The sequence below is a fragment of the Ruegeria sp. AE4 genome (assembly GCF_056542185.1).
In genome coordinates, this window is sequence record NZ_JBQFZK010000037.1 from 1 (window position 1) to 5,946 (window position 5,946).

Genomic DNA, 5,946 nt, shown 5'->3' on the forward strand with positions numbered 1-5,946 from the left:
CTCAGCATTGGGCTGGAAAAGCCCTGTCGCATTCGAAAGGAAAGTGGCTTAAACGAGCACTTGGGGCGGCACAAAAACGGGACAGGTCCAGTCTATCACTGGTTCGAATACGTACCGCAGGAACTGCTGGACAAGTTCACCGAGCAAACCGGTATCGCCGTGACAATGGACACCTACGACTCGAACGAAGCGATGCTGGCCACGTTGAAAGCAGGCGGCATCGGCACCTATGACGTGGCAGTGCCCGGCGATTATATGGTTAAAATCATGGCTGGCGAAGGGCTGCTGGATACCATCGCCGAGGGCGAGTTGGTCAACAAGGGCAACATCTCGGCCGAATGGGCCGACCCAAGCTTTGATCCGGGCCGTACTCATTCGATCCCGTATCAGTGGGGCTCGACCTCGTTTGCGGTGAACCGCGATGTATACAGTGGCGACATTCAGACTACGGACATCCTGTTCAACCCACCCGCCGAACTGTCAGGCAAGATCAACATGCTGGACAGCCAAGGTGACGTGATGGCCATGGCCTCGCTACACCTGGGCATCCCGCAGTGTTCGAACGATCGTGAGCAACTGAAGGCACTGAACGATATGCTTCAGAACGCCAAACAGCACTGGGTGTCGTTCAACTCGGATACCGCCAAAGAGGTGCTGGTGTCCGGTGATGCGGCAGTCGGTCAGATCTATGACGGCTTTTCCGCAAAGGCTCGGGAAGAAGGTGCCAACGTCGAATATGCCTTCCCTACTCAGGGCTACGTGGCGTGGATGGACAATGTTGTTCTGCTGAAAGATGCGCCGAACCGCGATAATGCCCTGAAATTCATGGACTTCCTGCTGGAACCGGAAAACATTGCCGCAGTGACCAACTATGCGCAGTATAACGCGGGCGTTAACGGGGTGACCGAGTTCCTTGATCCGGAGCTGGCAGCGCAGCCTGAAAAGAACCCTCATGCGGGCGCGGGTCAAGGCGTGTTCCTCGAAGTCTGCGACGAGGAAACTCAGGCTGTCTATGACCAGATCTGGACCAATCTCAAGAAATAGGTCGGTGTAAGCTAAGATTTGGCGGCGCTTTTGTTAAAAGGGGCGCCGAACAAACCTATTGAGACAAAAAGCCCCATGAAACGCGTTACAGTCTGCAGTATTTTAAAGCTTCTCTGAACCAGTCTGCATCATAGCCTCGGTTTCCGAAAGCCACTCGACATTTGGTGGAGTCCTTAGCAATGCCCTCGCCCCGATGTAAGCGCTGACCTTTCCAGCGGTGGCGAACAGGTTGATCGGACGCCCCTGACTGTCGCAGACGGTGTGCAGCTTTGTGTTCATGACACCGTTGGTCCGATCAATCAGGCGTCTACGCCCCCAGTTGTTACGCCCAAACTGATCGCTGTCCGATGTGCCTTCAGGTAGGTTGCGTCGATCTGTTTGGTCAAAGCCTTTTCCGGCAATCCGGCATGCCCTTCCAAATGACACGCGGCGTTGACGCGAAATAACCTCACAGGAGACTGCGTTGCGTTTGAAGTCAGCGACGAGCACAAGCGGCTTGATGTCGTGTTATTCCCAAAGTTTGACTATAGGTGTCGCGCAGTTATCGGGTGCTGCCCACCGTTTATCTGTCGATCTTCTTGCTACCAAAAGTTGCCATATGCCCCCTTCCGACCCTGATAACGTAATCAAATCCAGATGCGCTTGACGTCAAGTGTATCTCGCCTTAATAAGTTAGTTATTACTCACTAACATAATGGTTTCGAATGCCCGCCCGCAAGCCCGCAGATGAACGCAAGACCGAGATCGTACAAGCCATGCTGCGCCTCGCGGACGAGTTGGGCCCTGATCGCCTGACCACACAGTCGGTTGCTGATGCAGTCGGGCTGACGCAGCCCGCAATCTTCCGGCACTTCGCGACCAAACAGGATTTATGGTTGGCGGTAGCTAACGAGATTTCTGAACGCCTCCGAACCGCGTGGGGTGACGCGCTTAGGACATCTGCCGATCCGGCAGAGCGGATCAAAGCGCTGATTTTGGCTCAATTGCACCAGATCGAGACTATGCCGGCCATCCCGTCTATTCTTTTCTCGCGCGAGCTACAGGTAGAAAACGACGATCTCCGGCAAGCTGTTCTTACGCTGATGACTGAATTGGTCGCATTGCTGTCCATCGAGCTGACCAACGGACAGAAAGCGGGCCTGTTCGACACAAACCTGCCGCCTGAAGACGGAGCGCTACTGTTGATCTCACTGGTACAAGGGTTGGCGATCCGCTGGACTCTAGGGAAACGCGGTTTCGCATTGGAATCCGAAGGGCACCGATTGCTCGACGCTCAGATGCGGCTATTCCGAATAGCAAGTACAGGGGTTTCGCCATGAACCGCCGTATCATCTTCGGTGTTACCCTTGCTGTCGGCCTCGCCGTCTTTGGCTGGCTTGTCCTTACAGAGCGCCCGGTTAATGTTTCCACTGCCGCAATTGAAAAGAATGTCCCTGTTCGTGTTTATGGGCTGGGGACGGTCGAGGCCCGGATCGTCTCAGATGTCGGATTTGAAGTTGGTGCCACGCTGACAGAACTTTCGGTCGACAGTGGTGATACGATCAAAGCGGGGCAAGTCCTTGCCCGGCTTCATCCGACGGAACAACAAGCAAAAGTCGCGCGCGCCAAAGCCGGGATTGCCGCCGCAGAGGCCACTTTGGGCAAGGCTGAGGCAAATGTGATCCGCGCGCGTGCCATTCTTGCGCAACGGCAGTCGACAAATGCGCGCCAGCAGGAACTTGCCGGGCGCAATGCCGTCTCGACTCAGGCTGCAGAAGAGGCGCAGCGGGATGTCGATGTTGCAGCCGCTGATCTGGCCGTAGCAGAAAGTGATGTTGAGGTTGCCAAATCCATGCAAAGTGACGCCAAGGCAGCCCTGCAATACGAGCGTGTGCTGCTTGATCATCATGTGTTGCGGGCGCCATTTGACGCGGTCGTTGTTGAGCGCCACGTCGAAGCAGGTACTGTTGTTGTCGCTGGTGAACCTATCTTTACCCTTTTGGACCCGAACACTGTTTGGGCTTTGGCCTACATTGATGAAGAGAGGGCCGGGCCCCTGCAACTCGGACAAGTTGCCGAAGTGAGGTTGCGGTCTTTGCCCCATAAGGTCTTCACAGGCAAGATCGCGCGGATCGGTATAGAAAGTGACCGGGTGAACGAAGAACGCCGGGTCTGGATTGCATGCAATCAGTGCCCGGAACAGGTTTTTCTTGGCGAACAGGCCGAAGCTTGGATCACAGTGACAGAGCTGGTCGATGCGATGTTGGTTCCCGAGATCGCAATAACCGGTTTTGACGGGCATGAAGGTCTTATATGGGTCGCGCAGGATGGGCGTGCGCATCAGGTGTCGGCAGTCTTCGGTCACCGGACCGAGGATGCGCGGGTCGAACTGGTCGGTGGTATTCCCGACGGCTCGCAGGTCATCCTGGCACCCGGTAAAGGGCTGTCTGAGGGGCGCATGGTTCGGGTCGTCGAGAGGGATGCGCCATGAACCTCGCCTACCGCGATGTGCGTCACAATCTGTTCCGCTTCATGCTGACTTGCCTCGGCCTCAGCCTTCTGATGGCGGTCGTGCTGGCAATGATTGGTATTTACAATGGGCTGGTTGCGGACGCGCTGAACATCGTCAAAGCACCTCGAGCAGATCTTTGGATTGTTGAATCTGGTACACGCGGACCGTTTGCAGAAGCCTCGAAAATTCCCGACGGCACCCGTGATGCCGTGGGGCGATTGCATGGCGTGGCCGAAGCGGGCAGCATCACATACCAGACCGTCGAAGCGCCCTTTCGCGGCGAAACGCTACGCCTGTACGTGATCGGATACGAGCCAGGTCACCCCGGTGGACCCGAAGCAATCTCGGTAGGGCGTGGGATCAGCCAGTCCCATTTCGAGATCGTGGCAGATGCCAAATCCGGACTGTCCGTCGGCGATGTGATCCGACTGGGCCGCGATCCTTTCTCTGTGGTCGGGTTGGTCGAGGATACGATGAATTCCGCCGGTGATCCGGCGGCGTTTATCACCTTGCGCGATGCGCAAGTGCTACAGACGCAACTGGCCCCGTCGGCTCAACGCGTCCAGGAGGCACGAGGCGCGGGGTTGCGCGAAAGTCAGGACAGCGTTGCGGCTGTGATCGCACGGCTTGAACCGCTTGCAGACCCGCAAGCAGTGGCGCAGTCGGTGCGCCAATGGAAACATCTTGGGGCCCTGACACAAGCCGATCAGGAGTCTATCTTGCTAATGTCTGTGGTGGATCGGGCAAAGCGGCAGATAGGTTTGTTTCTGGGCATCTTATTGTCCGTTTCAGCCGTTGTGATCGCATTGATTATCTACACGATGACCATGGAAAAGCTAAAGCAGATCGCCACACTCAAACTGATCGGCGCCCCCGACCGCACGATCATCGGGCTGATCGTGCAGCAATCCATTGCACTTGGTGCGGTCGGCTGGAGTTTCGGTCTGATCCTTATCCTGCTTGTCAAAGACTACTTCCCCCGCCGGGTTGTGTTGGAGCCGATCAACGCCGTCGCGCTGGCAGGGATCATCCTCATTGTCTGCATCGTCGCCAGCGGCCTTGGCGTTCGTGCAGCACTCAAGGTCGATCCGGCTACGGCAATCGGAGGGTGACGTCATGCTCAATGATCCGCGCCGCGTGATTGTAGATGTTACCAATGTCTCAAAGCACTTTGGCGAGGGCGGTGCACGTGTCGATGCACTGAAGGGTGTTGATCTGTCAGTCGAGGCGGGCGAAGTGGTGGCACTACTCGGCCCGTCTGGATCGGGTAAAACGACGCTTCTGAATGTCATTGGCTGCATCATTGCTCCGAGTACGGGGAAGGTTACGCTGGACAATGAGGCGGTTTACGACAAGCAATGGCTGCGAAACGATTTGCGTAGGCTACGGCTCGACAAGATCGGGTTTATCTTTCAGTTCCATAATCTTCTGCCATTTCTCGATGCCAAGGATAACGTTGCTCTGGTGCTGAAACTGGCTGGAAAGTCGACGGTCGAGGCGCAAAGGCGCGCTGTCGAACTGCTGGACTATCTGGAGGTCGGTCACCGCAGGGATGCGATGCCCGCGCTTCTGTCCGGAGGTGAGGCGCAGCGTGTGGCCATCGCACGCGCCCTTGCCAACAGCCCGCGCATCATTCTGGCAGATGAACCAACTGCGGCGCTTGACAGCCAGAGGGCCGGGATCGTGATGGACCTGATGCGCAAGCTCGCAGCTGAGCAAGACGCCTGCATCATCGCGGTGACGCATGATGAAAAGATTTACGACCGGTTCGACAAGCTGTTCCACTTACGCGACGGCCGACTTGATGGAACGGAAGGGGGCGCGACATGAAAAATGCAACCACTGGCAACCGCGCCCTGAACATAGCGGCAAGCGTGGCAATAGTGTTCGGCGCGTTGACTGTTTTCTCAGGCGGACGGGCCTTGTTTGGTGGCGATGAAGCACGCGCCGCCGTTGGTAATGCAGTGCCCTTCGTGCTGTGGTTCAACTTTCTGGCAGGATTCGCCTATGTCGTGGCCGGCTTTGGACTGTTTCTACGGCACCGGTCAGCGGCCTGGATATCAACAGGCATTCTGGTTGCCACCGTTCTGGTTTTTCTGGCCTTCGGCGCTCATGTGCTGCAAGGCAATGCCTATGAGATGCGCACCCTCGGCGCGATGACCTTGCGCACGGGTGTCTGGTTAGCCATTTCCGTTGTGGCTTGGGTGCATATCTGGCGAGCAGAATGACTCGCCTGTAGATATGCCGTTACTCGCGGGACATTTCCTTCGACCTCCCATTTCGGGGACAAAGGAGATGTTTATGAATCAGGACGTACGCGGGTGTTGTCACGTTAACGTCCGGTCGACGAGGGAATGCTGATGGTCGGGATTCAAGCGGCTCGAGTGGCAGCATTCAAGGCTTCGAATGCC

The 5,946-nt window shown here is 56.6% G+C and carries 6 protein-coding genes and 1 pseudogene; 6 read left to right on the plus strand and 1 reads right to left on the minus strand.

Features of this window, described 5'->3' with window-relative positions; translation table 11 throughout:
- Window positions 1-30: 30 nt before the first annotated feature.
- The gene (locus ACR0EK_RS20120; RefSeq protein ID WP_480774581.1) at window positions 31-1,044 is read left to right on the plus strand and encodes an extracellular solute-binding protein; all 1,014 of its coding nucleotides are present in this window, start codon (window positions 31-33) and stop codon (window positions 1,042-1,044) included.
- A gap of 100 nt (window positions 1,045-1,144) precedes the next feature.
- Here the strand turns inward: ACR0EK_RS20120 and ACR0EK_RS20125 are convergent.
- Window positions 1,145-1,427: pseudogene (locus ACR0EK_RS20125) on the minus strand (transposase); the annotation flags it as partial.
- 321 nt (window positions 1,428-1,748) lie between these two features.
- On the opposite strand from ACR0EK_RS20125, the gene ACR0EK_RS20130 reads away from it, so the two are divergent.
- Genes ACR0EK_RS20130 through ACR0EK_RS20150 form a run of 5 tightly spaced genes read left to right on the plus strand, consistent with a single transcriptional unit; the run spans window position 1,749 to window position 5,763 of the window.
- Entirely contained in the window at window positions 1,749-2,363 is a 615-nt protein-coding gene (locus tag ACR0EK_RS20130; protein WP_480540084.1) for a TetR/AcrR family transcriptional regulator, read from the plus strand.
- The gene (locus ACR0EK_RS20135) at window positions 2,360-3,514 is read left to right on the plus strand and encodes an efflux RND transporter periplasmic adaptor subunit (RefSeq protein ID WP_480540086.1); all 1,155 of its coding nucleotides are present in this window, start codon (window positions 2,360-2,362) and stop codon (window positions 3,512-3,514) included. Before ACR0EK_RS20130 ends, ACR0EK_RS20135 begins: the two co-directional genes overlap by 4 nt.
- The gene (locus ACR0EK_RS20140; protein WP_480901159.1) at window positions 3,511-4,647 is read left to right on the plus strand and encodes an ABC transporter permease; all 1,137 of its coding nucleotides are present in this window, start codon (window positions 3,511-3,513) and stop codon (window positions 4,645-4,647) included. The genes ACR0EK_RS20135 and ACR0EK_RS20140 overlap by 4 nt, the downstream gene beginning before the upstream one ends.
- Window positions 4,648-4,651: 4 nt before the next feature.
- Window positions 4,652-5,365, plus strand: a complete 714-nt coding sequence (locus tag ACR0EK_RS20145; protein WP_480484950.1) for an ABC transporter ATP-binding protein — start codon at window positions 4,652-4,654, stop codon at window positions 5,363-5,365.
- Complete coding sequence (locus tag ACR0EK_RS20150) at window positions 5,362-5,763, plus strand: hypothetical protein (RefSeq protein ID WP_480871583.1); 402 nt, start codon at window positions 5,362-5,364, stop codon at window positions 5,761-5,763. Before ACR0EK_RS20145 ends, ACR0EK_RS20150 begins: the two co-directional genes overlap by 4 nt.
- Window positions 5,764-5,946 lie beyond the last annotated feature (183 nt).

Excerpts from the sequence above, each read along its gene's own strand:
- ACR0EK_RS20145 (WP_480484950.1), top strand. The coding sequence starts at position 4,652 with ATGCTCAATGATCCGCGCCGCGTGATTGTAGATGTTACCAATGTCTCA.
- ACR0EK_RS20130 (WP_480540084.1), top strand. The coding sequence starts at position 1,749 with ATGCCCGCCCGCAAGCCCGCAGATGAACGCAAGACCGAGATCGTACAA.
- ACR0EK_RS20135 (WP_480540086.1), top strand. The coding sequence starts at position 2,360 with ATGAACCGCCGTATCATCTTCGGTGTTACCCTTGCTGTCGGCCTCGCC.
- ACR0EK_RS20140 (WP_480901159.1), top strand. The coding sequence starts at position 3,511 with ATGAACCTCGCCTACCGCGATGTGCGTCACAATCTGTTCCGCTTCATG.
- ACR0EK_RS20150 (WP_480871583.1), top strand. The coding sequence starts at position 5,362 with ATGAAAAATGCAACCACTGGCAACCGCGCCCTGAACATAGCGGCAAGC.